This is a genomic window from Candidatus Thiodiazotropha sp. AKAK3 (genome assembly GCF_058244645.1).
In genome coordinates this window covers 1-25,596 of record NZ_JBSYOQ010000063.1, presented here as the reverse complement: position 1 = coordinate 25,596, position 25,596 = coordinate 1, and the positions used below count along the sequence as shown (strand labels likewise).

Here is a 25,596-nt window from a genome sequence, read left to right as displayed (position 1 = left end):
CAGGAAATTTCTGAACAGACAAAAGAGGCGCCTAAGCGCCTCTTTTGCTATGTACAGAGGGTGAAATCAAACTGAAAATGAGGAACCGCAACCACAGGTTGTGGTTGCATTGGGATTGCGAATAACGAACTGAGCACCCTGCAGTCCCTCGCTGTAGTCAACTTCAGCACCCATCAGGTATTGCATGCTCATCGGATCCACCAGCAGTGTGACACCACTGGTAACCACTTTGGTGTCACCCTCGGTCTCATTTTCGTCAAATGTGAATCCATACTGAAACCCGGAACATCCACCACCTTGGATGTAGACCCGTAGCATCAGCTCCGGATTACCCTCTTCCTCTATCAGGGATGCCACTTTAGTGGCCGCTGCTTCTGTGAAAAGGATCGAATCGTTGGTTGTTTCTAAGCCGCTCATGGTTAAATCCTGCTCAATTCAGCCTGTTTAGTACAGGCTGAGGGTCGTTTCGTTACCTCAGAGTATGCAATTACCGAGGAAAACAGTCAAGTATTATACAAACCCCAATCTAGAGGGTTATTCCTCAGTGGTGTCAGATGCTACGGTTTTGCTAACCGGTTCACTCTGCTCCTCTTTCCCATCATAGGCCAGTTGCAGCGGATCCTGATCGGCCGCATGAATCAATTTCCCATTCACCTCAGCCCCCATTGCCATCTCCAGCATGGCATAGGTCAATGTCCCTGTAATCCTTGCCTGGGGGGCCAATTCAACCCGGTTTCCAGCGAATACATCACCGACCACTGTTCCATTCAACATCACATTGCCTACCCTGACATTACCATCGATTGTACCCAGTTCACTGAGTGTCAGTGTTGCTGATGGGTCTTCCTGATCGGAGATGACGTTACCTTTTATGGTGCCATCAATATGCAGACCATTTTTAAAGGTAATATCTCCCCTGATTTCGGTTCCCGAGCCAATCACCGTTGTGATTCTGGGGGTACGCAATTTTTTCTTACTGTTACCAAACATGGTTCATTTCCTATATAGACCTCAGGAAACCGGCGACCATTCGAAAGTCTCATCAACAGGGGCAAGCTTTTTACCTGTTGGTTTCACTTCAATCAAAATTTTGGCCGGTTGAAAATCAGTGGGTATATGCAGCATACCTTCTACGTTCTGATAATATCTGAAACGCATCTTGTGGCTGTCAAGCTTCTCATCATGAAGCTGTTCCAGGTTCATCACCGTGGCTTGACCTCCTTTCAAACCGGAAATGCTCATTTCGATCTTACCTTTAACCACCGAGCCGCTGTTGATTACCTGGCTAACCGTGTATTTGTAGATATATTGATGCGCTTCAAGTCCTGCTTCCAACTTGAAATTCTGTACCCGTAATACCTGTTTCTTGGACGAAGTGGAGACAATACCTCTAAGAAAAGCCAGCTCCTCTTCCATCTTTAGGCGCTCACTCTGCATTGACTTGATCTTGTCTCGAATCGACAGCAGGGCCTCTCTATCGACCTCTGCCGCCTGTTTAACCATAGCCAACTCCCTTTTGAGATCATTTCGCTCCTGCTTGAGGATCTCCATCCGATCCTTTCCGCCAGATTGCAAACGGGCCAATCCATCGGCGATACCGCTCCCTCCCTGCTGATAGGCAAGCCAGGCCACCCCGCCCAGTATCAACATCACTAAACCCAGACGTAACCATACCGGCGTCCCCTGATGGGCCGCAACGATCTTTGGTACACGATATTTTTTATCAATACTCATGGATCATGGCATCAATGCAACTTGTTCCAGTCCGCAATCTTCATCAAGTCCGAACATCAGGTTCATATTCTGCACTGCCTGTCCTGCAGCCCCTTTGACCAGGTTATCAATTACAGAACTGATTACGACCACATCGCCATCCATAGGGCGGTGCACAGCAATACGGCAGTGGTTCGAACCACGCACACTGCGTGTCTCTGGATGTGAACCTGGCTGTAGAACATCGACGAAAGGCTCGTTCGCATAGCGTTGTTCATACAAGAGTTGCAGATCAAGCTCTTTTTCACCAAGGCGAGCATATAGGGTTGCCTCTATTCCCCGCACCATTGGAACCAGGTGGGGCACGAAGGTTAACTGAACACCATCCCCAGCGATCAGGCTTAGGGTCTGGCTAATCTCAGGTTGGTGGCGGTGACCAGGAATTCCATACGCCTTGAAGCTCTCACCGACCTCGCCCATCAATGTACCGACATTCGCCGTACGACCTGCGCCACTCACCCCCGATTTTGCATCAGCAATCAGCTGTTTAACATCGACCAAGCCAGCTTCCACCAGCGGTAAAAATCCAAGTAATACGGCTGTAGGATAGCAGCCCGGATTGGCAACCAGACTGGCATTTTTGATCGCCTCGCGGTGCAGCTCAGGTAGCCCATATACCGCTTCAGACAGGCGTTCAGGGCAGGCATGAGACATGCCATACCAATGCTCCCAGGTAGCCTGATCCCTAATTCTGAAGTCGGCGGCCAGGTCGATGACCCGAATGCCTTTCTCCAGCAGTTCCGGCACCTGCTTCATAGCCACCCCATTAGGGGTTGCGAAAAAAACCAGATCACAACCATCGAAATGGGCAGGCTCGGGTTCAACATAGGCCAAATCAGTATGGCCACGCAGGTTGGGAAAAAGATCTGCAACTGGTCGTCCAGCTTCCGAACGGGAAGTAATGACACTCAACTCAGATTCCGGATGTCTGCTCAGTATTCTGAGCAACTCGACACCGGTATAGCCTGTACCACCAATTATACCTACTTTAATCATACCTTTACCTACCAGCCAGAATGAGCCAGCTAAGCCAAATAAAAAAGAGAAATCGCAGATAGCTGGAGGAATTAACACGGCCTTTCGAGTTCAAATACCAGCTTCTCTGTGGAGACAATCATAAGCTTTGATTAATCAAAGAAAAAGCAAAGCAGGGTAAAATCCTAAACATTTGTGAACTTGAGGTGAAATAGGGGTACAAAAACCACCAGGGAGTGGAATTTCAATCCAATAGGTATCACATTAACAGTAGAGACATCTAGCGAGACAATTGACTATGGAAACCATCGACACTCTGGCACTTACCCTTGGGGCCAGCTGGGCAGCCGGCATAAATCTCTATGCGACCATTCTTGTGCTGGGCTACCTGAACCTCACAGGGCACGTTGTATTACCACCAGGCCTGGATGCACTCAGTGATCCGCTCGTCCTGGGTGTGGCAGGTATGATGTATTTTATCGAATTCTTCGCAGATAAAACGCCAGGTGTAGATAGCGGCTGGGATGCCATACATACATTCATCCGCATCCCGGCAGGTGCGCTACTAGCTGCAGGCGCAGCCAGTGGTATCGATGTTAGCCAATCAGCAGAACTCGCTGCAGCATTGATGGGTGGCACACTGGCGGCGGGCAGCCATTTCACCAAAGCAGGGTCCAGACTGCTTATTAATACCTCTCCAGAACCAGTCTCCAACTGGACTGCATCAATCGCCGAGGATCTTGCTGTGATTGGTGCTCTTTGGGCTGCACTCAACTATCCGCTAGCATTTCTGGTGATGTTAGTCCTGTTCATTGCTCTAATGATTTGGGTGATGCCGAAGATTTGGCGCGCATTGAAAGCTCTGACTCAGAGAATCACTGCTTTTTTTAAAGGCACAAATCGAGAGGATGACATCAACCTGGCAGAGGGTCGCTCTGAAACCCTGAAATCACTTTTCCACGCTGCAAGCAGTGCAGACAATACAACACACAAGTAGAGCGTGATTTCAATCTATACAAAGAGTCTCTGGCACTCTTCAAAGGATCGAATAAGAGTATCTTCTATCGATACACCGGAAAACCAGTTGCCGGTTAATCCCAGGGATTGCCCTTTCAATTGCTGGTCGATCACTTCAACCCGCTGATGGTGGCCCAAGCGCAGTGCGGGCAGACGATTACGGTAGCTTGCACTGCCAACAATCGCCTCTTCATCCACACCAAGCACCTTGGCAATGCGTCTATCTCGGCCCACCTCATCCAAAAGGTCAGGCTTGAAATGAAAAGTAAAGGCGCGATAGGTTTCATCGGGCACAGGGTCCCGCGAAACCACTGAGTAAAAATCGTCATCCTGAGCGATAATGCCCGCAAGTGGGGGAAACTTGATACGATCAGCACGAACCAAAACTGCCTGGCTATCGATTTCACTCATTTCAATCTCTGCCAGATGACAGGCTAACTCTGGCATCAAACCTGCCATCAGAGTAGCTGCGATATCTGGCGCCACGGCTAAAGCCAGACGATCAGCCTGAACCGGCTCTCCGCCCTCTATTTCAACCAGATATCGATCACTGATGCGCTCAATCCGGATTACCCGGCTTTTAGTGCGGATATCGAGTCCTTCTGCAATGCCGTCAGTAAAGGATTGCAGACCTGAAGCGCCAGTAAAGCTACGTATCACCTCTTTACGTCTTGGTTTTTTGCGAAATAGCGCATCTGCCGGAAAACTACCGGATGGCTGACATACCACAGCATCCAGGGCCGGCCTGAGGACTTGTCGAAAATTTCGAGTACCGATAATACGACCGAAATACTCCTCGACCGAATGCCCCTCCTTTTCAGTCGTCCATAGTCGAGGCAATACGCCAAGTAACTCCCACATACTCAGTTGCGAGGGTATTGATTGAAGTTTGTTCCCAATCAGCATCTTATAGCGCAGCTTTAGTTTTGGAACCAGGCTGTCGAGCTGACCAGTCTCTTCAAGTAGCTCCAAAAGATTTCCGTAGCTGTTGTAACAGGTATGGCTTCCAAGTTCAGCCCAGATCTCTCCATGGTCTGTCTGGAATAGATGGGAGTTAATAGCCCCCCCGATATGGTCGCTGGCCTCGATGATGACTGGCTTGAAGCCATAACGTCTTGCCATCTGCGCCAAACCCAGACCACTAATACCGGCCCCTATTACCAAGAGATCAACTGCTCCAGGTTTCATCACTCCACCTTAATCCAGCTATGCCACCTGGTTTTTAACTATCCAGACAGACAAATATTTTGATAACCAATTGTATTTAGTAACCATTTATAAACAATCACATAAATACTCTAAAGCATACCAGCCATGCTGAATCAGGGATAAAAAAACCGTGCGAGGACTTAATGCCCAGGCACGGTTTATTTACAATTCAGAACTTAAGGTTGGTCTAACTGCAACCGCCGCCACTCGAGGAGCCGCAAGTACCACAGCCACCACCAACTGGTTGCATGTTATTGAAAACGAAACTGGCATTACCATCTCCCTGATCAACAAAGTCGATTTCAACACCACGCAGATATTGCAGGGTACCGTCATCAACGATCACTTTGAATCCTTCACAATCCAAAACGCCATCGTTTTCATTGATCTCATCGCTGAAGGTCATGCCAAAGCTTATCCCGCTGCAGCCACCAGGTGTAGCAAAGACGCGTACTCCCTGAATATTCTCGTCAACCTGTTGAAATAACTCGCCCATTTTGGTCTGAGCGGTGCCAGTCAGGGTTAAATCTGTATCGGTCAGGGCATTTGAATTCATGCCATTTCTCCTGGAAAATCACTCTTGATGGCCGTTATGTTATCAAGAAACTCAAGCTATTTGCCAATTAACTTAGAATATAAGTTGGTTTTTACGGAATAACAGCAGGACTACATGGCAAGTTGATCTCGAGCATTGAGCTCGAAAAGATGGCGCTCAGCATCCAGCAGATGCTGCCCCCAATGCAGATGAAAGCCTTTGTGCCAACCTTCAACAGCCTGTTCAGGCTCTCCATCAAGCATCTTAAGACCACTTTTGAGCTCGCAGTATATATCTGTCAGATCATCAGCCAGACTGCCGCTCATACTCTGCCCGTCACCGGCCACATCGAACTCCATCCAGTATCCATCACGTTCACCAAGCAGTGTCCGCATGAAGGTGTAGAGCTCAAATCGAGCATCCAGGTCTGCCGCTGTATAGTGGGTATTCCGAGGGGTCGGCAGATTAAGAGCACTGACCGCCTCATGCAGACGAGGCAACAAACTGGCGACCTCTTGCAACCACTCGGTGTCGCCATTATGTAAAGATTCGACTAATTCGCAATAGCGTCTAGCCAGTGTTTCAAGTTTTTGAATGTTTGGGCTCATAGTCTCTTCCTCACAGCTATTTTCGTTGTCCTTCCTTGGTGTGTACCCAGGGATCTTCTCCCGATCCCAAAAGAAACAGCTGTACGGCACCTTGATTAGTCGCTCATCTCAGATTCTAGCAGTGATCCTGATCAATCCTAGGAGAAACCCTTAATCTCCCTCAGCACATCGATTGATAAAATATATATGCTACCTGCTATTAAAACTGCCAATTCCGTTTCAGAATCACTGGGATATAGGACAACGAGGGCGAAATCTACAGCCATGCGGAGCAAATGACAACACCAACAGCCTGATCCCTGCTCCGATTCAAAAAAGGATACAATGAGCAGATGCAAACAGAGAGCAATTATCGCCCGGTGGTTCTGGCCATCGGCGGACATGATCCTGGTGGTGGAGCAGGAATACAGGCAGACATTGAGTCCATTGGTACTAATGGCTGCCATGCTGCCACGGCACTAACTTGTATGACGGTGCAAGATAGCTGCAATGTTGATCAGTTGATACCACTTCCAGCGGAGACACTCAGCGCCCAATGTTCGGCGGTACTCGAGGATTGCCGGGTTGAGGCAATAAAAATAGGCTTATTGGGGAGCACTCATGCCGTTGAGGCCGTTATCAAGGTTCTTCAGAATCACCCCAAAATCCCGATAGTTTTCGACCCGGTACTCTCTGCGGGGGGAGGTAATGATCTGACAAGTCAGACACTACTCAGCATAATCCAACAGCGATTACTGCCACTATGCGATCTGATCACCCCCAATACTGAAGAGGCCGCCAGACTCTCAGGGCGTGGTGATGCTGCTTCTATTGATCAGCATGCTGAAACTCTGCTCCAGTTGGGCGCTCAATCTGTTCTGATCACTGGAACCCACGATTTGAGTGACTCTGAATTGGTTACCAATCGACTTTACCAAAGGAAAAAAGCACCTGTTCTCTCCACCTGGCCTCGTCTATCTGGTGAGTATCATGGCTCAGGCTGCACCCTTGCTGCCGCGCTTGCTGCCCATATTGGTCTTGGGGATTCGATTGAAGCCGCTACGCAGAAAGCGCTGACTTACAGCTGGGATTGTCTGAACTCCGGATTCAGAACCGGAAAATGCCAATCACTACCGAATCGATGGCATCAGTCCCACAATAGACCTGAGCCACAATGACAGCAGTTACTAAGGGTTTAAGGGGGCTCTACGCCATAACAGATAACAAGCTCTGTCCTCCGGAGCAGATAGTTGAGCAGGTCGAATCAGCTCTGCGTGGTGGTGCACGCATCATTCAATACAGGGATAAACGAGAAGATAGATCAAGCTGTGAGGAGGAGATAGTTGGAATTCTTGCCCTGTGTCACCGATTTGAGGCGTTGCTGATCATCAATGACGACATCGACCTGGCCAAAAAAACGAAAGCCCATGGGGTGCATCTTGGAAGAGACGACGCCTCACTTCTGCAGGCACGTAACATACTGGGCCCAAATGCCATTATTGGCGTCTCCTGTTATAACAGCCTGGATCTGGCAAGAGATGCTGAAGCCAACGGTGCTGATTATATCGCTTTTGGTCGCTTCTTCCCTTCTCGAATCAAGCCTGAGGCTATACAGGCCGAGCCGAACCTGTTGATCAGAGCCAAGCAAGAAATAACAAAGCCGCTGGTTGCCATTGGTGGAATAACGCCGGAAAATGGCGCCCCACTGATAGCAGCAGGCGCCGACATGCTGGCGGTTATACATGGTGTCTTCGGACAGCAGGATATCCACTTGGCAAGCCATCGTTTAAGCGCCCTTTTCACGCCGTAGGAGAAAAACATATGAGTCGTTCCGAGGAACTCTTTCGTCACGCACAACAGCACATACCTGGTGGAGTAAACTCCCCTGTAAGGGCTTTTAAGGGTGTTGGAGGCGATCCGATATTTATCGACTGTGCAGCCGGACCCTACATTTATGACCCGGAGGGTAGACGCTATATCGATTATGTCGGCTCCTGGGGACCGATGATCGTCGGCCACTCTCACCACGAAGTGATTGATGCCGTTGCTTCAATTCTCAACAAAGGACTCAGCTTTGGCGCGCCCACCGAGTTGGAGACGCAGATGGCTGACAAGGTCTGTGAATTGGTACCCAGCATGGAGATGGTACGCATGGTCAGCTCTGGAACAGAGGCAACCATGTCAGCCATCCGCTTAGCAAGGGGTTTCACTGGTCGCGATAAAATTGTGAAATTCGAAGGTTGCTATCACGGCCACTCTGACTCGCTACTGGTGAAGGCTGGCTCTGGTATGTTAACCCTGGGAGAACCCTCCTCTCCCGGCGTTCCAGCCAGCCTGGCGGAACACACAGTCACCTTGAACTACAACGACAGTCAGCAGGTTCGAGATGCCTTTGCACAATTTGGTGACCAGGTCGCTGCGATCATCGTTGAACCTGTTGCGGGGAATATGAACTGCATTCCACCCCAACCCGGATTTCTTGAAACCCTGCGTGAAGTTTGTGACCAGCATGGCACCGTATTGATCTTTGATGAGGTAATGACAGGGTTTCGGGTTGGCCTTGGCGGGGCTCAGGCACACTATGGCATCAAACCCGATTTAACCACCCTGGGCAAGGTGATTGGCGGCGGTATGCCTGTCGGTGCATTTGGAGGCAGGCTCGATATTATGCAGAAGATCGCACCTCTGGGACCTGTCTATCAGGCCGGCACACTATCTGGTAACCCCGTTGCTATGACAGCAGGATTAAAAACTCTCGAGCTAATATCTGAAGCAGGATTTTACCAACGTCTCTCAAAAAAGGTCGAGTCTCTGGTTAACGGCATTATGACGCAAGCTCAATCCGCCGGAATCCCATTGGCTGAAAATCATGTCGGGGGCATGTTCGGATTGTTTTTCACTGACCAGGGTTCTGTCACAGATTTCCAGGGCGCCACCAACTGTGACCAGGAGCGCTTCAAGACCTTCTACCACGCCATGCTGGATCGAGGGGTCTATCTGGCACCTTCTGCCTTCGAGGCAGGATTCGTTTCTGATGCCCATAGTGATGAGGATATCCAAGTCACTATCAATGCAGCAGGTGAGTCATTCGTGGCACTAAAAAATTGATCTTCCTCGCCCGGTTTGTGCTGGGGTTAACCTTTATTCAGCTGGCAGGATGCAGTTCAGACAGTGTAAAACTGACGACCTATGAAGCATTGGAATTTCAACGCCATCAACAATGCCTTAAACAACTGGATAGCCGCGCATGTGATGAACAGGCGAAAAGCTATGAGGAGTACAAGGCGATGCGTGATAAACATACAAAGGCAGAATAGACCTATCGTATCTCACTCATCGGATATTCCCCGATGAGTGAGTTCTTTGCACCTCTGTTGATATGGATCGGCGAAAACCCCCTGTGGGCTGGCATTGTAGTTTTTCTAGTGGCCTTTTCGGAATCTGTTGCACTTTTTGGCCTCTTGGTTCCAGGGGTGGTAGCGATGTTCGGTTTCGGTGCGCTGATTGCAACCGGCACCCTCGAATTTTGGCCTGTGTTCTGGTGGGCTGTAGCAGGCGCCGTGGCCGGAGATGGCTTGAGTTTCTGGCTTGGCAGGCACTATCAGCAGGGGCTACGAAAAATCTGGCCCTTCAACCGCTACCCTAAAACCCTCTACCGGGGAATCGATTTCTTTGAGAAATATGGTGGAAAAAGTGTCGCCATTGGACGCTTTTTCGGCCCGGTACGAGCCATTATTCCCTTGGTGGCAGGGATGCTGGGGATGTCCACCTGGCGCTTTTTTATCGCTAATCTCAGCTCTGCCCTGGCCTGGGCCCCGATCTATCTTTTACCCGGTATCGTCTTCGGAGCTTCTCTTGAGCTCGCCTCAGAGGTTGCATTCAGGCTGGTCATACTGATGCTGATGTTATTGATACTGGCCTGGGGACTTTTTAAACTGGTTCATACCCTGTTTCGACTATTTCAGCCTCACGCCAAGACGATGATCCAGAAAAGCTTTGAATGGGGACAGCTCCATCGTGGATTTCGATCAATATCTTCCGCCTTGGCAGATCCGCAACACCCAGAAGCAAAAGGATTGGCTTTTCTGGCAACCCTGCTGCTGCTCACCACGTTATTATCTGTTCTGCTCACTGGAATTGTTTTGGATGGCTCACTGACAAAGTCAGCCAACGAGATGATCCATAACGCGCTACAGAGTCTGCGAACACCCTGGGGTGACCAGGCTATGTACTTAATAACCAGCCTTGGCGATCTATCTACCACACTGGTTTTCGGAGGCGCAACAGCAACGGTTTTGCTTTTACGAGGACACTATCGCACTTTCTACTATCTGCTTGCTGCAGTTGCTTTCGGCCTCCTGACCCCACTACTGCTAAAGTATGGTTTACGCATTCCTCGCCCCACCACATCACCGGATCAGCTGGGGCTCTGGTCTTTTCCTAGTGCACATGTACTGCGTAGTGTCACACTCTATGGTTTCTATAGCATAATGGTGGCGCGTATCCTGAGCCATGACTGGCGTTGGCTTCCATATAGCATTGCCACCGCCATTGTGGGTGCCGTTGCCCTGTCAAGACTCTATCTTGGTGTCCACTGGGTTACAGATGTACTGGGCAGTTTAACCTTAGGTATCGCCTGGCTGGCTCTACTCGGAATCGCTTACTATCACCATGTTGAAGCAGAGTCCCGTATTTCGGCAATTGTTGCCACTGGGCTGGCAATCCTGACACTTTGCTTACTCTTTCAAGGGTGGCATTTAAAGCAGAATCTACTGCCCTATCAAGTCCAAGTCGAATCCCAGATACTCTCGCAGGCTAGCTGGTTGTCAGGCCAAGAGGATATTCCAGCATCACGCCATGATCTACGAGGTGCAGACAATCACCCTTTGAATCTTCAATACTCCGGGGATTTAGAGCTGCTGGCAGAGCAGCTTTCCGCGAAGGGGTGGGAGCCAGCCAAAATAGTAAGCTGGGATAGTGTGTTACGACTACTCTCTCCGAGCACCCCTTTAGCAGACCTACCTGTATTACCCCATGTACATAATGCCAGCCATGAAAAACTGGTACTGGTTAAAAACCTGTCACTGAATAAGCGGATTGTCCTGAGACTCTGGGCAACCCGGTTTACCATTGAAGCTCCAGGTGATCCTCTATACCTGGGCAATATATCGGCCCAACGGCCAGTGAATTCGCTCGGCTTATTGATTATTCCACGCACTGAATCAGACTTCACCACCCCGACTAAACAACTGTTGGAAGATTTAGAACCGAATGAAAAAATCATAAATCACTCTTTAGTGTCGTCGGTTTTACTGCTAACAGCAGAAAAAAATTAGACCACTGAAAAAAACTCTGATAGTGCCTGAGCTAAAGCTCCAGACAATCCGGCCGATTTAAAAGTAACTCTATCCAGGGGAGGAATAAGAGCGTATAGCTACTTTTGAGTGTTTTACGTAATATAATCAGGTGAGAAATCGCTTACCTACACCACTAAAAAATAAGCCCAAAATGATCAGGTCACTTACCATAATATTCTGTCTGTTGTTTTGCGTCTCTGACCTTTTGGCTGAGCCGAATGAGGTACGAATTGGCGTTTTGGCAAAAAGGGGTTATGAGAAAAGTCATCAACGTTGGGATGCCACCGCCGCTTATCTTTCTGAATCCTTACCTGAATACCAGTTTACAATTGTGCCTATGGGATTCGACGACATTCCCGTTATCGTTAAAAACAAGCTGGTTGATTTCGTTATTGTCAATTCTGGGATTTATGTTGACCTTGCAGTGAGGTATGGCGCCAGACGAATTCTCACACTGGTCAACGAACTCTCGCCTGGGAACCGTACATCCCAGTTTGGCAGTGTAGTATTCACACTCGAGAGTCGTGACGACATCAAACGTCTGGAGGATCTCAAAAACCAACGGATTGCAGCGGTGCATCCCACTTCATTAGGTGGCTGGATAATGGTTCAGAGGGAGTTCCAATCCAACGACATTGACCGCTGGGATTTTGCTACTCTAAGATTCTTGAATACTCACGATGCTGTGGTCAACGCAATTCTAAACCGTGAAGCAGAGGTTGGTATAGTCAGGACAGACACCTTGGAGAGAATGTCTCAGGAGGGCCTGGTAAATATCGAGAATTTTCGTATCATTTCTGCAAAACAGCATGATAATTTTCCCTATGCTATCAGCACCCCCCTCTATCCTGAATGGCCTTTTGCACTGCTTCCCCATACGCCTTTGGAACTTGCGCGAAAGGTCTCTATTGCGCTATTAAGTCTCCCCCCCGAACATCGCGCTACAAATGACGCAAATATATATGGCTGGACAATTCCTGAAAACTACCAGACTGTTGACGACCTGCTACGCCTGTTGGCATTGCCTCCATACGACAAGAAACCCCATGAAAAGCTGATCAATTCCTTAGCCAGATATTGGTACTGGTATCTACTTCTCTCTCTAATACTCTTGTCAATAGCGATTCTCAGCATGAGGGTTATTCGGCTTAAGCGCTCCCTGTCAGAGCATAAAACGACCTTAGAGATCAGCAGGGAGGCTCAGGTTGCCACTTTCGAACAGGCTGCTGTGGGGTTAGCTCATATCATGCCAACTGGCCAGTTTTTAAGGATGAATCAAAAACTCTGCGACATTATTGCTCTGACCAGACAACAGATGAGAGAGATCAATCTCAAAGAGATTCTCTATAGCGATGATCTACCCGCATGCATTAAAGCTATCGATCAACTTCGCCAAAACAAGTTGGCCAGCACTTCCCTGCGAGTACGTATAAATTGTGCCGACGGCCACACCAAATGGATTCAGCTTTCTCTGTCCACCAAGCCGGACATCAGTGGACAGGTAGATTATTTAGTTGCTGTAATTGACGATATCGATAAGTACAAGAAGCTTGAAGAAGAGGGCCAACGGGCACAACAGCAGAAAGAGTTGATTCTGAATATTGCAGGAGATGGCATTATCGGATTAGATGATCAAGCCAGGCATACCTTTGTCAATCCTGCCGCCGCCACACTATTGGGATATACCATCGAAGAGATGATCGGCAAAGATAGCCATCAACTATGGCATCACAGCTCCGAAGATGGCTCACCTTTACCATCAGTTCACTACCCCATTACAGGAGTATTGAAAAGTGGGGAGACTCAACGGGGGGAGAAAGAGATTATTTGGAACAAGAGCGGTAATCCTGTGGAAGTTGAGTATATCAGCACCCCGATCAAAGAGAATGGAAAAGTAACCGGTGCTGTTGTGGTTCTACATCAATTGACTTCTGATCAACCAGACTCTCCCCCGCCACAATTGGCATCATGAATATCGGCAGATTCTTACGCTACTACCTTCTCTTTCTCATACCGACAACAGTATTGGTAGGCCTTGCATTCTGGGTGCTCTATTCCCAGACCGAAAACAGTGTCAATAATGAGATGAAGCTTGAATCCAACATTCTCATTAATCAGTTGAGTGATCAACTGAGCATGGCATTTATAGAGATCCACTCAGATCTGAGGCTGCTGGCAGAGCAGTATAAATTACATGGCTTGGATCGTGTTACCAAGAACCCCGCGGCCATTAAAAGATTGCAACAACTATGGATCTCCCTGGCAGATCAGAGAGGTCGATACGACCAGATTCGCTTTCTCGACAACCAAGGACAGGAGATTATCCGCATTAACTATAATGGTGGCACCCCCTTTCCGGTAAGTAGTGACAAGCTTCAATCAAAAAAGCACCGATACTATTTTGTAGAGGCCATTAATACACCAGTTGACGAAATTTGGAATTCAATACTTGATCTCAACATCGAGCGAAAACAGATAGAGTTACCCTTGAAACCAACCATCCGCTTTGGTAACCGAATCAATATGAGTAACGGCAAGGCTGATGGGGTAATAATTTTGAACTATCTTGCCAAGGAGTTACTAAACGACTTCAGGCAAATTTCGGCGGGCTTTTCAGGACAAGCCATGCTACTCAACTGGCAAGGCTATAGCCTGGTTAGCCCAGATGCTGCCCAGGACTGGGAATTCATGTTTCCCGACAGTCCTCAGGTAGGAATGAACGTAACTCACGACCAAGCGTGGCAAGAGATCCAGAGCACCCACCAAGGGCAGTTGTTCAACCCATGGGGACTCTACACATTCAATACCATTGACCCTTCGGGTATTTTTCAAGCCACACAGGCCTGTAAGGGTTGCTTGAGAATGATATTGCATGTACCTAATGAACTGTTACAGGCTAAACTTTGGCGTAAGCTCTCCAACACCATACCTCTGATAATCTTTATCTATCTACTGCTGGCAATAGCTCTTGGCATAGCACTTTGGCAGAGAGAGAAACGAAACGCGGACAAACAGAAGATTGATGCTCTTAATCGAAAAATCACCAATGAGCATGAGCTTTTCCTAAATGGCCCAGGCGTAGTTGCTAAACTGCGTAATGAAGTTGGCTGGCCAATATCATTCGTTTCGGCAAATATCGAAGAGTTGCTGGGATTTGATAAGGAATATTTTAAATCGGGCAAAATCACCTATTCCAGCATTATAGATAGTGGCTATTTGGAGCAATATACCCAAGAGACACTGGAGGCCGAACGAAATCGCTCCATCACATTCAACCGTTCGCCATACCTGATTGTCGACAATAAAAATAACCGCAAGTGGGTAGATGAAACCACCCATGTTATTCGTGACAACCAGGGCAGGTTGACTGATTACTTTGTCCATATACACAATGTCACTCAGCTGAAAGAGGCAGAGCAGCAACTCACACAATCAAGGGACTATATCCAGAAAGTGGTCGATACTATTCCCGACCCAACCTTGGTAATTGACATCAATACCTTCGAACTGCAACTGATTAATCAATCAGCACTCGACCTTTACAACAATGGCCAAATAATCACCTCGAATGCTACATGCTACCATCTCTCCCACAAGCGCACCTCACCCTGTAAGGGGCAGCTCGACCCCTGCCCTATCAAAGAAATCAAAGAGAAGAAGACAACAGTATCGGTCGTTCACAAACATTTTGACCACCAGGGTAATGTGATACATGTAGATGTACGCGCAACTCCTATTTTTGATGAATCTGGTGAGAATATAATTCAAATCATCGAGTCTCACCGCGATATAACCGAGACAGTGGAGATGGAGAAAAAACTCCAGTACATCGCTGAAACCGACAGACTCACACAAATTTTCAATCGTATGAAATTTGATGAGGAGCTAAAGAACCAGATCGCATGGGCCAGTCTGACCAACAACCGATTTGGCTTGATAATGTTCGACCTGGATAACTTTAAACAGGTCAATGACACGTATGGCCATGACATGGGTGATCGGGTGCTGAAAAATACGGTGGATCTATTGACCGGTAGAATCCGAAAATCAGATATTCTTGCTCGATGGGGCGGTGAAGAGTTCATGATAATAGCCCCACTGATCGACACCAAAGAGTTAAGAATTCTGACAGAATCCCTACGCTCTGCCATCGAACAGCTAGAGCATGAGAAAGTCGGCAACGTAACTGCCAGCTTTGGTGCCAGCGTTGTAAGATCAAGTGACAATATAGACACACTGCTTAAGCGGGTAGACAGCGCTCTATATGAATCCAAGCAGAAGGGGCGTAATCGCTGCACTGTATTTTAAGCAGCGACAGACTGTTAGATTTATACCCCCATCCCACAGCATAATTCCCTCTCAGTCATCTTATTTATTATCACGACCAGCTAAAATATGACCTGACACACTTATTTATAAAATCGTTGCAGTTCAATACAACAACCACCCTATCCTTAGCCAGAAAAAAAACGTACTATCTGCGCCATCGGCTGCTTGACCGCTTAAACCTAAAAGATCAGTTGGGCAGCGTGAAGTGTGCGTTTATGGAGGCGCAGCCAAACCATGACGTGGTTGTGGCAATATTTTTAGATTTAGAGGCTTCGAATGAAAAAAACGATCTACATCACCGGCATCACTCTGCTCGCCTTGACTCTTACTGGCTGTAGCGACTCAAATGATTTTAAACCAGTAGCTGGCATGGATGGTATGGATATATATGCCAATGCCTGCTCTAGCTGTCATGGCAGTAATGGACAGGGCAAATTCGGCTTTTTACTTAAACTCGCAGGCACCGATGACTCCTCAGAAGAGATCTCTGAAAAGATCATTAACGGCGGCCATATAATGCCAGCCTTCCCAAACATCAGTCAGCAGGAAGCGGAAAAAGTAGCAGCCTATCTCAAGGCACAATAGTTACTAATCTGGCACCTTAATAGCCATGTTCAGGGCTATAAGCGTGCCCTTGATCAAGGCGCGCGCGGGTCGCCGTACCTGCTACGCCTGACTGAGCCACTCCTGCAGCCTCTAATCAAAAGATATTTAGTGGCAGGCCATCGTCTGTTTCTTACGGATGGAAGTAGTGTTTCACTCTCCCCACCTTGGGGAGAGATTATTCTCAACATCCAGTTGATCCAGAATTCTGGACACCATGAAATCAACAATATCCTCAACGCCCTGTGGATTGTTATAGAAGCCGGGGTTTGCTGGCATGATCACAGCCCCCATACGGCTAAGCTTGAGCATATTCTCCAGGTGAATTTCAGAAAAGGGGGTCTCGCGAACTACCAGGATCAACTTTCGACGCTCTTTTAAGATCACATCTGCAGCCCGCTCCATCAGATCATTGCTGGCTCCGCAGGCAATGGCTGATAGTGCACCAACAGTACAGGGACAGACTACCATCGCCCTCGGCGGATTGGATCCACTGGCCACTGGCGCCAGCCACTGCTGACGTCCAAACACCTGCAACTTTTCCGGGTCAGCATTGAAGCGCTGGCATAGTACCTTCTGCGCTTCGGTTGGCTGAGATGGCAGCTCCAATCCAGACTCCATCTTCAATACCACTTGAGCGGCCTGACTGAACATCACATACAATTTCTGATCTGCCTGGACAAGAGATTCGATCAGGCGCAATGCATAGGCGCTTCCCGATGCTCCGGTAATGGCCACAGCGATCGCTTTTGTTTTATTAGTCATACCCGACATTGTAAAGCATCCAGCAATCTTTGATGTATCCCCTCAAATCCGCCATTACTCATAATCAGGATATGATCTCCTGGCTGAACAATATCCACTGATCTGTCGATCAGATCCTGGGTATCGCGAAACACCTCAGCACGGGAACCCAGTGGCGCCATAACGGACTCCGCATCCCACTCCAGGTCACTGGGTGCAAATAGCATCACTCTGTCAGCCGCCTCCAGGGCACCAGTCAGGCGCCGGGTATGAATATCCTGCTTCATGGTATTGGAGCGAGGCTCAAGCATGGCGACGATACGTGCATCTCCAACCTGACTGCGTAGACCATTCAGGGTAGTTTCAATTGCAGTGGGGTGGTGAGCAAAGTCGTCGTAGACACGGACGCCCGCGACCTCTCCCCGCAGCTCCATACGGCGCTTAACATTCTTAAATCGTGACAAGGCGGAAATGGCAACGCCAGGGGGAACCCCGGCATGTCGAGCTGCCGCGATAGCAGCCAGTGCATTGGCAACATTATGCTGCCCAACCAGGTCCCATTCGACACGCCCCTGGGATTGCCCACCACAGATTACATCAAATTTTTGACCATCCACTGAGGCATCAGCAGCATACCAATCTGTTTCCCCTATGGGATCGAAATACTCCATCGGTGTCCAGAGACCCATATCGATCACCTGGCTGAGATTTTCATCGTTTTGCGGCGCCACGATCAACCCCTGTGAAGGGACTGTACGTAGCAGATGGTGAAACTGTCTCTGGATCATCGCCAGATCATCAAAGATGTCAGCATGATCGAATTCGAGGTTGTTCAACACCAGGGTACGGGGGCGGTAGTGTACAAATTTCGAGCGTTTATCAAAGAAAGCAGTATCGTATTCATCTGCCTCAACCACAAAAAATGGCGAGTCACCCAAGCGGGCGGATACCCCAAAATTCTCCGGTACACCACCAATCAGATACCCAGGATTGAGTCCCGCATCCTCAAGAATCCAGGCCAATAGACTGGCTGTACTGGTTTTCCCATGTGTTCCGGCAACGGCCAGCACCCATCGCTCAGGTAGAACATGTTCAGCCAGCCACTGCGGACCAGAGGTGTAGGAGAGCCCCTGATTGAGCATATACTCCACCGCAGAATTTCCCCTGGACATGGCATTTCCTACCACAACAACATCGGGAGCAGGATCAAGGTGTTCAGGTTTAAAACCCTGCATCAGATCTATCCCAGCCTGCTCCAGTTGCGTACTCATGGGAGGATAGACATTGGCATCCGAACCACTCACTTTATGACCCAATGCTCTTGCCAGCAGGGCAATGCCCCCCATAAATGTGCCGCATATTCCAAGGATATGTAGATGCATCAATCAAGTACCGGAAAAAAGATCGCTATCAGACTACCTGCGATCATGGTGTAAAGCAGTGCCGCAGCAATACCTACATTCAAAGAAAAATCGAAAGTGTGCCGTAATATATGGCCAAACACGACGATGCCCCAGGAAAACACAATCAAAAACAACAGACCTGATTCCACCGATTGACTCTGCTTTCCCCAAGCGATCAATGGCAGCACCAACATACCTAACAGAAAACCGCTCAACATAAGAGCCGTAACTGCTTGAATAAATCGTTGCGACAACCCTCTCATACGCAGTGCTGTATAGAGCATGCCCAGCATCAGCGCCAACTCAAACAGGGTTTGCCAAATGGCACGGCCAAGCCCCGACTGGCCATCCGTCAGCATCAATACGCTGACAAACATATTCAACAGGATAGTAAGCCACAACAGATGTATGGATAGCGGTAGATCCTGCGGGCCACGTTTGAGCAGGCAGAGTTCTATGGCAGCATTGAGCAGTGCCTTCAAAGAAGCTTACCCAGGGTTCGGTCAATCGCAAAAGGGCTCCACGACTGACATACGGGCATCACTTCCAGAGCATTGATATTGATGTGTGGCGGTAAGGATGTCACCCAATAGACGATTTCGGCAATATCATCTGCCGTCAAGGGTTGGGTGTCCTTATAAACATCTGCTGCCTTGTCACTATCCCCTTTCATTCTGACCAGTGAAAATTCAGTCTCAGCCAGCCCCGGCTCGATATTGGTAACCCTCAATGGCGTGCCAATCAGGTCTGCTTTCAAGCCTCTGGAGAACTGCTGCACGAATGCTTTGGTAGCACCATAGGCATTACCACCGGGATAGGGCCAGTTAGCTGCAACTGAACCGATATTGACAATGTGCCCACGTTTACGTTGAACCATACCAGGCAGAATCAACCGGGTGATACGCATCAAACCCTTGATATTGGTGTCTACCATAGTCTCCCAATCCTCAAGATCAGCTCGATGAGCCGGCTCAAGACCAAGGGCCAAACCTGCATTGTTGATCAACACATCGATCTCACGACTGGGTTCTGGCAGCCGCTTTAGAAAACCATCCACCGCTTGACGGTCGGTAACATCCAAAGTCTCGACATCAACCTGCCCTGCTCCTGAGAGGGACTCTCTGAGTGCATGCAGCCGATCCTCTCTGCGGGCACACAACACAAGATCGTCACCTGCTTCAGAGAAGCGGCGGGCACAAGCCTCACCAAAACCGGATGAGGCGCCTGTAATCAACACTCGTTTTTTCATGGGTAACATTAAGGTTGTACTGAATTTTGTGACGGGTCATCTGCCCAGCCAATCTTCGTTCCACGACCATTCAAACATAATCAAAACGGCTTTTGAACCTGGCCCACGCCATCTCTCAAATCATCGTTGTTGAATAACGCGTCTAGCCACGCAACCGTTTTTGGGTTAGCGCAATGCTCAGAATCAAGGTCACTAGCAGCATCATCAGAACCGTCAGATTTCCCGTCCAGGCATAAGGGGTCATGCCACTCAACGGCAGAATCTCTCCTTGCAACACATCCTGCTGTTGTAGCGCCGATCGCCCCTGAAGCTCGCCAAGAGGCCCAATGATTGCCGAGATTCCAGTATTCGTGGCGCGTAACAGATAGCGACTCGTTTCAAGGGCTCGCATACGGGCAATCTGCAGATGTTGATGGGGAGCCAGGGAGTCGCCAAACCAGGCATCATTACTCACATTGATCAGGTAAGCCGCCTCAGGTAATGCCTTAATCATCTCATTTCCAAAGGCATCTTCATAACAGATCGACATACCAACGGCGTGATTACCCACCTTCATCAATGGTTTCTCTTCGATGCGAGCGGAGAAATCAGACATCGGAATTGTAAACAACTCAACCAGAGGCCAGAGTATCGATTTCAGTGGCAGATACTCAGTAAATGGCACCAGGTGTCCCTTGTAATAGCTACCCCTCTCCTCATTACCGAGAGCCACCAGTGCGTTGTAGTAGTGCTCACGCGAAGAATCCATCTGCACCACACCGAACACCAGGTTTGAATCATGATCCCTGACCCGTTTTTCAAGTGGCTGAATAAACGCCGCTTCAACTTGATACTGAAAGGCAGAGACAGCCGTTTCCGGCCAGATCACCAGATCTTTATCGAGATTATCCCGTGAAAGATTGGCATACAAGACCAAGCTGGGAGCCAATTGCTCAGGCGCCCATTTTTGCGCTTGAGGTATGTTGCCTTGTATCAAAGCAACAGTCACAGGTTCACCGTTTTGGCTACTCCACTCTATCTGGCTCGTCGACCAACCTCCGAGCCAGATCACCACCAGACCTGACAGCAACCAGATCCTGCGACCCTGAACATCCAAGAGGTGAGACAATAACCCTGCAGTGAGCGTAACAGCCCAGGTTACACCCAATACGCCAAGCAGAGGCGCATATCCTGCAAGTGGTGAATCAACCTGAGAATAACCTAACTGCAGCCAGGGAAAGCCGGTTAAAAACCAACCTCTGAGCCACTCCATCAAGACCCATAGGGAGGGATAGATCAACAGCAGTTTTGGTGTAACGGCAACTGATTCAAAGTAAGAGGCAACCCATCCCAGCAAACCGTAGTATAGGGATACAAAGAGGATAAACCCCAGGGTAAGCAGCAAAGGAAAGAGCCACCCCAGGTCTCCAAACTGGGCGACACTGACATACAGCCAGGAGACACCGCTCCCTAACAGCCCCACACCATAGGCAAAACCCGTTTGGAAGCTAGCGCCTCTGCCATGGTGCCAGATAAGGAAGAGCAGAAGCGGGCTTAAAACCGCCATCAACCAGAGATTGAAAGGGGCAAATGCCAGCGTGGCAAGTCCACCTGAGATAAAGGCCGTTAACCGTGGGGCGCGTAATAGCAATTGCACTGTGGGTATACCTTCCATCCTCTAGCCGACAGTTGGGTTACTTACTTTTTTCAAGCTTACTATTAACCCGGCGACTAAGTATGTTGTCTTCAGCCATAGTGCATCTGTTACTGGTACAACAATCAACTCAACCATAGACAACTCTCAAACCTACCTCTATTTGTCTCTCTATAGCGGAGATAGCACTGCTTCTTAAAAATTGAGCTGATGAACTGCTTACGCTTGCGGTTCGTCTTCAGGTGTATCGTGTTCATCCTCTATTTCGCCAACGATCTGCTCAAGCAGATCCTCCAGAGTCACGATACCCGCTGTTGAACCATATTCATCAACAACAATGGCCATATGGTTACGGCTCAATTTCAAGTTCTTTAACAGTTGGTTCAGGCGCATCGCCTCCGGAACAAAGAGTGCTTCACGCATAACCTCAAGCAGATCAAATTCATCTCGCTGCTCCTTTTGAAAGAACGGCAACAGATCCTTTGATAAAAGCAGCCCCAGAACCTCATCCACATCCTCTCCGATTACCGGCAGTCGGGAATGAGCTGACTCTATGGCGACCTTTAAGACCTCATCCAGACTATCTCCAGCACGCACCACCTCCAGCTTGGAACGGGGGTTCATGATGTCCCGCGCTCGCCGCTCGGAAACCAGCATCGCACCCTCCATCATGCTCAGGGCGTCATTGTCAAACAACTCCCTCTCGTTGGCCTCCTTCAATAGGCTGTAGATCTGCTCCTTGTCTTGCGGTTCACTACCAAACATTCGACTGATTCGTTCCAGCCAGCGTTTGGAGGAACCGCTACTTAATCGATCTTCGCTGTTCATTGCTTCTCGTTAATGTAGGGGTCTGAAAACTGTAGGGTTTGAAGGATTTCACGCTCTCTATCCTCCATCATCTCTGCCTCCTCATCGGTCTGGTGATCATATCCCTGCAGATGCAACACACCATGAATCACCATATGTGCCCAATGGGCCTCCAGGGTCTTGTGCTGCTGTTGCGCCTCCCGAGCGACCACTGGCGCACAAACCACCAGATCACCGATCAAAGGCGTTGTAACCACTTCAGGGGCATCAAATGGAAAGGAGAGTACATTGGTCGGCTTGTCCTTGCCTCGATAGTCCCGATTCAGCTGCTGGCTCTCTGGCTCATCCACCAAACGGATGACCATTTCCACCTCATTCTCACCGGTCTCGAGTGCAGCTTCAGCCCAGGCAAGCAGTTGTTCATCTTGGGGCAGACCCTGAGATCGCTCAGCAACCCTTTGAATCTCCAGCATCAAGCGACTCATGTTGGCGGTCAGGACCTCAGCTCGAAGTCATCATAGGCACGAACCACCCTTTGTACCACAGGATGGCGAACCACATCGCGAGCATTGAAGAAAGTAAAACTGATACCTTCGACATTGGCCAGTACTTCCGTAACCTGACGCAATCCAGACTGTTGCCCCCTGGGCAGGTCGATTTGAGTCACATCCCCTGTGATTACTGCAGTTGAACCGAATCCAATCCGGGTCAGAAACATCTTCATCTGTTCGGGTGTTGTGTTTTGCGCCTCATCAAGAATGACAAAGGATTCATTAAGGGTACGACCGCGCATGTAGGCCAGTGGCGCAATCTCAATGATATTCCGCTCCACCAGCTTGGCGACCTTCTCAAAGCCCAACATCTCATACAAGGCATCGTAGAGCGGACGCAGATAGGGATCGATCTTCTGTGCCAGATCGCCAGGCAGAAATCCGAGTCGCTCACCGGCCTCTACCGCAGGCCGCACCAGCAGGATACGTCTCACCTGGTCACGTTCCAGGGCATCCACTGCACTGGCTACCGCCAGATAGGTCTTACCCGTTCCAGCAGGCCCAACACCGAAGTTTATATCGTGAGTGAGTACCTTATGCAGATACTCTTTCTGATTCCCACCCCGGGGACGCACCAATCCACGGCGGGTTTTGATAACTGTTTCGGGCAGATCAGCCAGCTTATCCTGGTCAAGTAATTCATCCACGCCTGCTTCCTGTAAAAACAGATGCACCCGCTTCGGTTCCAGCACCTCATTCACAGAGACGCGATAGAGATCCTGCAACACCTGCTCTCCGGCTTGAATGGCATTTCCCTCTCCAATCAGACGGAAATGGTTACCCCGATTGTTGATTTCAATACCCAAACGCCGCTCTATTAGGCGCAGGTGTTCATCCAACTGACCGCAGACATTGGCAAGTCTTGAATTGTCCGCTGGCTCCAGAGCCAGATCGAGAGATTGAGGATGTTCAGCCAACTGCACTTTCCTTAAGCCGGCCTGACCATTCGCCTCGCAGCGAATTTGGCAGTGCCTCGGTGATTCGGACTTCGACAAACTGTCCAATGAGATCGGCTGGTCCATCAAAATTAACCACCCGGTTATTTTCGGTACGACCCGCCAGTTGTGCCGGATTCTTTTTCGCTGGTCGCTCTACCAAGATGCGCTGGGTAGTTCCCACCATCTGGCGACTGATGCTTTGCGCCTGGGTGTTGATTAACTGCTGCAGCCGCTCCAGACGTTTCTGTTTGACTTCCAGCGGTACATCATCGGGCAGATCTGAAGCCGGTGTACCGGGACGGCGACTATAGATGAAACTGTAGGAGTGATCAAAACCGACCTCTTCGATGAGCTGAAGGGTCTGCTCAAAATCCGCTTCAGTCTCACCGGGGAATCCGACAATAAAGTCTGAAGAGATGGTGATTTCAGGGCGCGCTTTGCGTAAACGGGCTATTTTCGCTTTATATTCAAGCACCATATGCCCCCGCTTCATCATCGCCAATACACGGTCTGAACCGGACTGCACTGGAAGATGCAGAAAACTCACCAATTCCGGAACCTGAGCATAGGTCTCTATCAGTCGATCAGAGAATTCAACGGGATGGGATGTGGTGAAACGAATCCGCTCAACACCATCGATTGCCGCTACGAACTCGATCAACAGAGCAAGATCAGCGTGCTCTCCATCGTCCATCTCTCCGCGATAGGCGTTCACATTCTGACCCAGCAGATGGATCTCGCGAACCCCCTGCTCCACCAAACCTGCCACCTCAGCGATAACATCATCGAATGGGCGGCTGATCTCTTCACCTCTAGTGAATGGCACTACACAGTATGTGCAATATTTTGAGCATCCTTCCATGATAGAAACGTATGCCGTTGGGCCTTCTGCCCGGGGATCAGGCAGTCGATCGAACTTTTCGATCTCTGGAAAACTGACATCGACCATCGGTTGTCGCTGAAGACGAACCTGTTTCACCATTTCAGGCAACCGATGCAAGGTCTGAGGACCAAAAACCAGATCCACATAGGGGGCTCGCTGCCGAATGGCCTCACCCTCTTGACTGGCCACGCAACCACCCACACCTATGACCAGGGCGGGATTACGCTCTTTCCAGGGTCGCCACCGCCCCAACTGGGAGAAGACCTTCTCCTGAGCCTTTTCCCGAATAGAACAGGTATTGAGAAGCAGCACATCCGCCTGCTCAGGGTCATTGGTCAACTCCAGACCTGCGGCCACGCGCAAACCATCCGCCATACGTGACGAATCGTACTCGTTCATCTGGCAACCGAAGGTTTTGATATAGAGTTTTCCGGCCATTATCCCAGAATCCGTAGTCGAACATGGACATGTAGCGTTAATGAGTTCACCCAATGGGGGAACATAAACTTCACTATTTGAAGTGGCATATCATTACCTTACATCAGATATCAGCGATCGACTGCGGAATCTCGGATCATCAATCCGCAGTTCAAATTAAGGGTCGCTATATTATAGCTTGTAGGATTGAGATCCAATCCTAATTGGCCAGTGTTGCACCCATATGAATCATATCGAGCATCAATAAGTAGTGCGATAGATATCAAGGAAAGTACTTTATAGGTAAACATTACGAAGATACCCACATCTGAAGTGGGACATTTGATGGCAAGATAGTGCCCTAACCCGGCGGAGGTACACTAATGTGGTGCGTCATATAAACCCTATATTTCGACAAGGCCTATCTCAGTTTGCGCTTAAATCACCTGCCTCGCCCTGCGGGAAGCCACTCAAGCCGCGATTACGGCGTTGCACCCCTTGGTAAGGGAACAACCATTACCTGCGGGCTGCGCCTTGCACTCACGGCTTGAGCGGCTTTCTAAATACAGGGTTTATATGACGCACC

The 25,596-nt window shown here is 49.2% G+C and carries 25 protein-coding genes; 9 read left to right on the top strand and 16 right to left on the bottom strand.

Features of this window, described 5'->3' with window-relative positions:
- Window positions 1-66: 66 nt before the first annotated feature.
- The 4 genes from erpA to argC form a co-directional block, all read right to left on the bottom strand.
- Window positions 67-417: an iron-sulfur cluster insertion protein ErpA gene (gene erpA, locus AC4IE7_RS16475; protein ID WP_490777956.1), complete on the bottom strand. Its 351-nt coding sequence runs from the start codon at window positions 415-417 to the stop codon at window positions 67-69.
- A gap of 117 nt (window positions 418-534) precedes the next feature.
- Window positions 535-990, bottom strand: coding sequence for a bactofilin family protein (locus tag AC4IE7_RS16470; RefSeq protein WP_490777955.1), 456 nt, complete (start codon window positions 988-990; stop codon window positions 535-537).
- A gap of 21 nt (window positions 991-1,011) precedes the next feature.
- Window positions 1,012-1,734, bottom strand: a complete 723-nt coding sequence (locus AC4IE7_RS16465; protein ID WP_490777954.1) for a DUF6776 family protein — start codon at window positions 1,732-1,734, stop codon at window positions 1,012-1,014.
- A 3-nt stretch (window positions 1,735-1,737) separates the two neighbouring features.
- On the bottom strand, window positions 1,738-2,769 hold the full coding sequence (gene argC, locus AC4IE7_RS16460) for an N-acetyl-gamma-glutamyl-phosphate reductase (RefSeq protein WP_490777953.1): 1,032 nt from the start codon (window positions 2,767-2,769) through the stop codon (window positions 1,738-1,740).
- A gap of 277 nt (window positions 2,770-3,046) precedes the next feature.
- On the opposite strand from argC, the gene AC4IE7_RS16455 reads away from it, so the two are divergent.
- Window positions 3,047-3,745 (top strand): DUF4126 domain-containing protein, encoded by a 699-nt coding sequence (locus AC4IE7_RS16455; protein ID WP_490777952.1) that lies wholly within the window; start codon window positions 3,047-3,049, stop codon window positions 3,743-3,745.
- Window positions 3,746-3,759: 14 nt separating this feature from the next.
- Here the strand turns inward: AC4IE7_RS16455 and AC4IE7_RS16450 are convergent, their stop codons facing one another.
- From AC4IE7_RS16450 to AC4IE7_RS16440, 3 genes are all read right to left on the bottom strand, one after another.
- On the bottom strand, window positions 3,760-4,953 hold the full coding sequence (locus AC4IE7_RS16450) for a protoporphyrinogen/coproporphyrinogen oxidase (protein ID WP_490777951.1): 1,194 nt from the start codon (window positions 4,951-4,953) through the stop codon (window positions 3,760-3,762).
- A 208-nt stretch (window positions 4,954-5,161) separates the two neighbouring features.
- Window positions 5,162-5,530 (bottom strand): HesB/IscA family protein, encoded by a 369-nt coding sequence (locus tag AC4IE7_RS16445; protein WP_490777950.1) that lies wholly within the window; start codon window positions 5,528-5,530, stop codon window positions 5,162-5,164.
- A 110-nt stretch (window positions 5,531-5,640) separates the two neighbouring features.
- Window positions 5,641-6,117: a DUF5063 domain-containing protein gene (locus AC4IE7_RS16440; RefSeq protein WP_490777949.1), complete on the bottom strand. Its 477-nt coding sequence runs from the start codon at window positions 6,115-6,117 to the stop codon at window positions 5,641-5,643.
- Window positions 6,118-6,449: 332 nt separating this feature from the next.
- Here AC4IE7_RS16440 and thiD point away from each other — a divergent pair, with 332 nt between their 5' ends.
- The 8 genes from thiD (at window position 6,450) to AC4IE7_RS16400 (ending at window position 16,367) form a co-directional block, all read left to right on the top strand.
- Entirely contained in the window at window positions 6,450-7,274 is an 825-nt protein-coding gene (thiD, locus tag AC4IE7_RS16435; protein ID WP_490777948.1) for a bifunctional hydroxymethylpyrimidine kinase/phosphomethylpyrimidine kinase, read from the top strand.
- Window positions 7,271-7,906, top strand: coding sequence for a thiamine phosphate synthase (gene thiE / locus AC4IE7_RS16430; RefSeq protein ID WP_490777947.1), 636 nt, complete (start codon window positions 7,271-7,273; stop codon window positions 7,904-7,906). Before thiD ends, thiE begins: the two co-directional genes overlap by 4 nt.
- A gap of 11 nt (window positions 7,907-7,917) precedes the next feature.
- Window positions 7,918-9,204: a glutamate-1-semialdehyde 2,1-aminomutase gene (hemL, locus tag AC4IE7_RS16425; RefSeq protein ID WP_490777946.1), complete on the top strand. Its 1,287-nt coding sequence runs from the start codon at window positions 7,918-7,920 to the stop codon at window positions 9,202-9,204.
- A complete protein-coding gene (locus AC4IE7_RS16420; RefSeq protein WP_490777945.1) occupies window positions 9,201-9,413 on the top strand; it encodes a hypothetical protein in 213 nt (70 codons plus the stop codon). The genes hemL and AC4IE7_RS16420 overlap by 4 nt, the downstream gene beginning before the upstream one ends.
- A gap of 33 nt (window positions 9,414-9,446) precedes the next feature.
- Entirely contained in the window at window positions 9,447-11,432 is a 1,986-nt protein-coding gene (locus AC4IE7_RS16415) for a bifunctional DedA family/phosphatase PAP2 family protein (RefSeq protein WP_490777944.1), read from the top strand.
- A gap of 172 nt (window positions 11,433-11,604) precedes the next feature.
- Entirely contained in the window at window positions 11,605-13,425 is a 1,821-nt protein-coding gene (locus AC4IE7_RS16410) for a PhnD/SsuA/transferrin family substrate-binding protein (protein ID WP_490777943.1), read from the top strand.
- On the top strand, window positions 13,422-15,761 hold the full coding sequence (locus tag AC4IE7_RS16405; RefSeq protein WP_490777942.1) for a sensor domain-containing diguanylate cyclase: 2,340 nt from the start codon (window positions 13,422-13,424) through the stop codon (window positions 15,759-15,761). The genes AC4IE7_RS16410 and AC4IE7_RS16405 overlap by 4 nt, the downstream gene beginning before the upstream one ends.
- A gap of 297 nt (window positions 15,762-16,058) precedes the next feature.
- Window positions 16,059-16,367 (top strand): c-type cytochrome, encoded by a 309-nt coding sequence (locus tag AC4IE7_RS16400; RefSeq protein ID WP_490777941.1) that lies wholly within the window; start codon window positions 16,059-16,061, stop codon window positions 16,365-16,367.
- Between the two features lie 171 nt (window positions 16,368-16,538).
- On the opposite strand, the gene AC4IE7_RS16395 is transcribed toward AC4IE7_RS16400, so the two are convergent.
- From AC4IE7_RS16395 to miaB, 9 genes are all read right to left on the bottom strand, one after another.
- On the bottom strand, window positions 16,539-17,150 hold the full coding sequence (locus tag AC4IE7_RS16395) for a flavin prenyltransferase UbiX (RefSeq protein ID WP_490777978.1): 612 nt from the start codon (window positions 17,148-17,150) through the stop codon (window positions 16,539-16,541).
- Window positions 17,147-18,511 (bottom strand): UDP-N-acetylmuramate:L-alanyl-gamma-D-glutamyl-meso-diaminopimelate ligase, encoded by a 1,365-nt coding sequence (mpl, locus tag AC4IE7_RS16390; RefSeq protein WP_490777940.1) that lies wholly within the window; start codon window positions 18,509-18,511, stop codon window positions 17,147-17,149. The genes AC4IE7_RS16395 and mpl overlap by 4 nt, the downstream gene beginning before the upstream one ends.
- Window positions 18,511-19,014: a hypothetical protein gene (locus AC4IE7_RS16385; protein WP_490777939.1), complete on the bottom strand. Its 504-nt coding sequence runs from the start codon at window positions 19,012-19,014 to the stop codon at window positions 18,511-18,513. Before AC4IE7_RS16385 ends, mpl begins: the two co-directional genes overlap by 1 nt.
- Complete coding sequence (locus AC4IE7_RS16380; RefSeq protein ID WP_490777938.1) at window positions 19,011-19,790, bottom strand: SDR family oxidoreductase; 780 nt, start codon at window positions 19,788-19,790, stop codon at window positions 19,011-19,013. The genes AC4IE7_RS16385 and AC4IE7_RS16380 overlap by 4 nt, the downstream gene beginning before the upstream one ends.
- A 133-nt stretch (window positions 19,791-19,923) precedes the next feature.
- The gene (gene lnt, locus AC4IE7_RS16375; RefSeq protein ID WP_490777937.1) at window positions 19,924-21,417 is read right to left on the bottom strand and encodes an apolipoprotein N-acyltransferase; all 1,494 of its coding nucleotides are present in this window, start codon (window positions 21,415-21,417) and stop codon (window positions 19,924-19,926) included.
- A 216-nt stretch (window positions 21,418-21,633) separates the two neighbouring features.
- Window positions 21,634-22,242, bottom strand: a complete 609-nt coding sequence (locus AC4IE7_RS16370) for a CBS domain-containing protein (protein ID WP_490777936.1) — start codon at window positions 22,240-22,242, stop codon at window positions 21,634-21,636.
- Complete coding sequence (gene ybeY / locus AC4IE7_RS16365) at window positions 22,239-22,694, bottom strand: rRNA maturation RNase YbeY (RefSeq protein WP_490777935.1); 456 nt, start codon at window positions 22,692-22,694, stop codon at window positions 22,239-22,241. The genes AC4IE7_RS16370 and ybeY overlap by 4 nt, the downstream gene beginning before the upstream one ends.
- A gap of 20 nt (window positions 22,695-22,714) precedes the next feature.
- On the bottom strand, window positions 22,715-23,689 hold the full coding sequence (locus tag AC4IE7_RS16360; protein ID WP_490777934.1) for a PhoH family protein: 975 nt from the start codon (window positions 23,687-23,689) through the stop codon (window positions 22,715-22,717).
- Window positions 23,682-25,031 (bottom strand): tRNA (N6-isopentenyl adenosine(37)-C2)-methylthiotransferase MiaB, encoded by a 1,350-nt coding sequence (gene miaB / locus AC4IE7_RS16355; RefSeq protein ID WP_490777933.1) that lies wholly within the window; start codon window positions 25,029-25,031, stop codon window positions 23,682-23,684. The genes AC4IE7_RS16360 and miaB overlap by 8 nt, the downstream gene beginning before the upstream one ends.
- Window positions 25,032-25,596 lie beyond the last annotated feature (565 nt).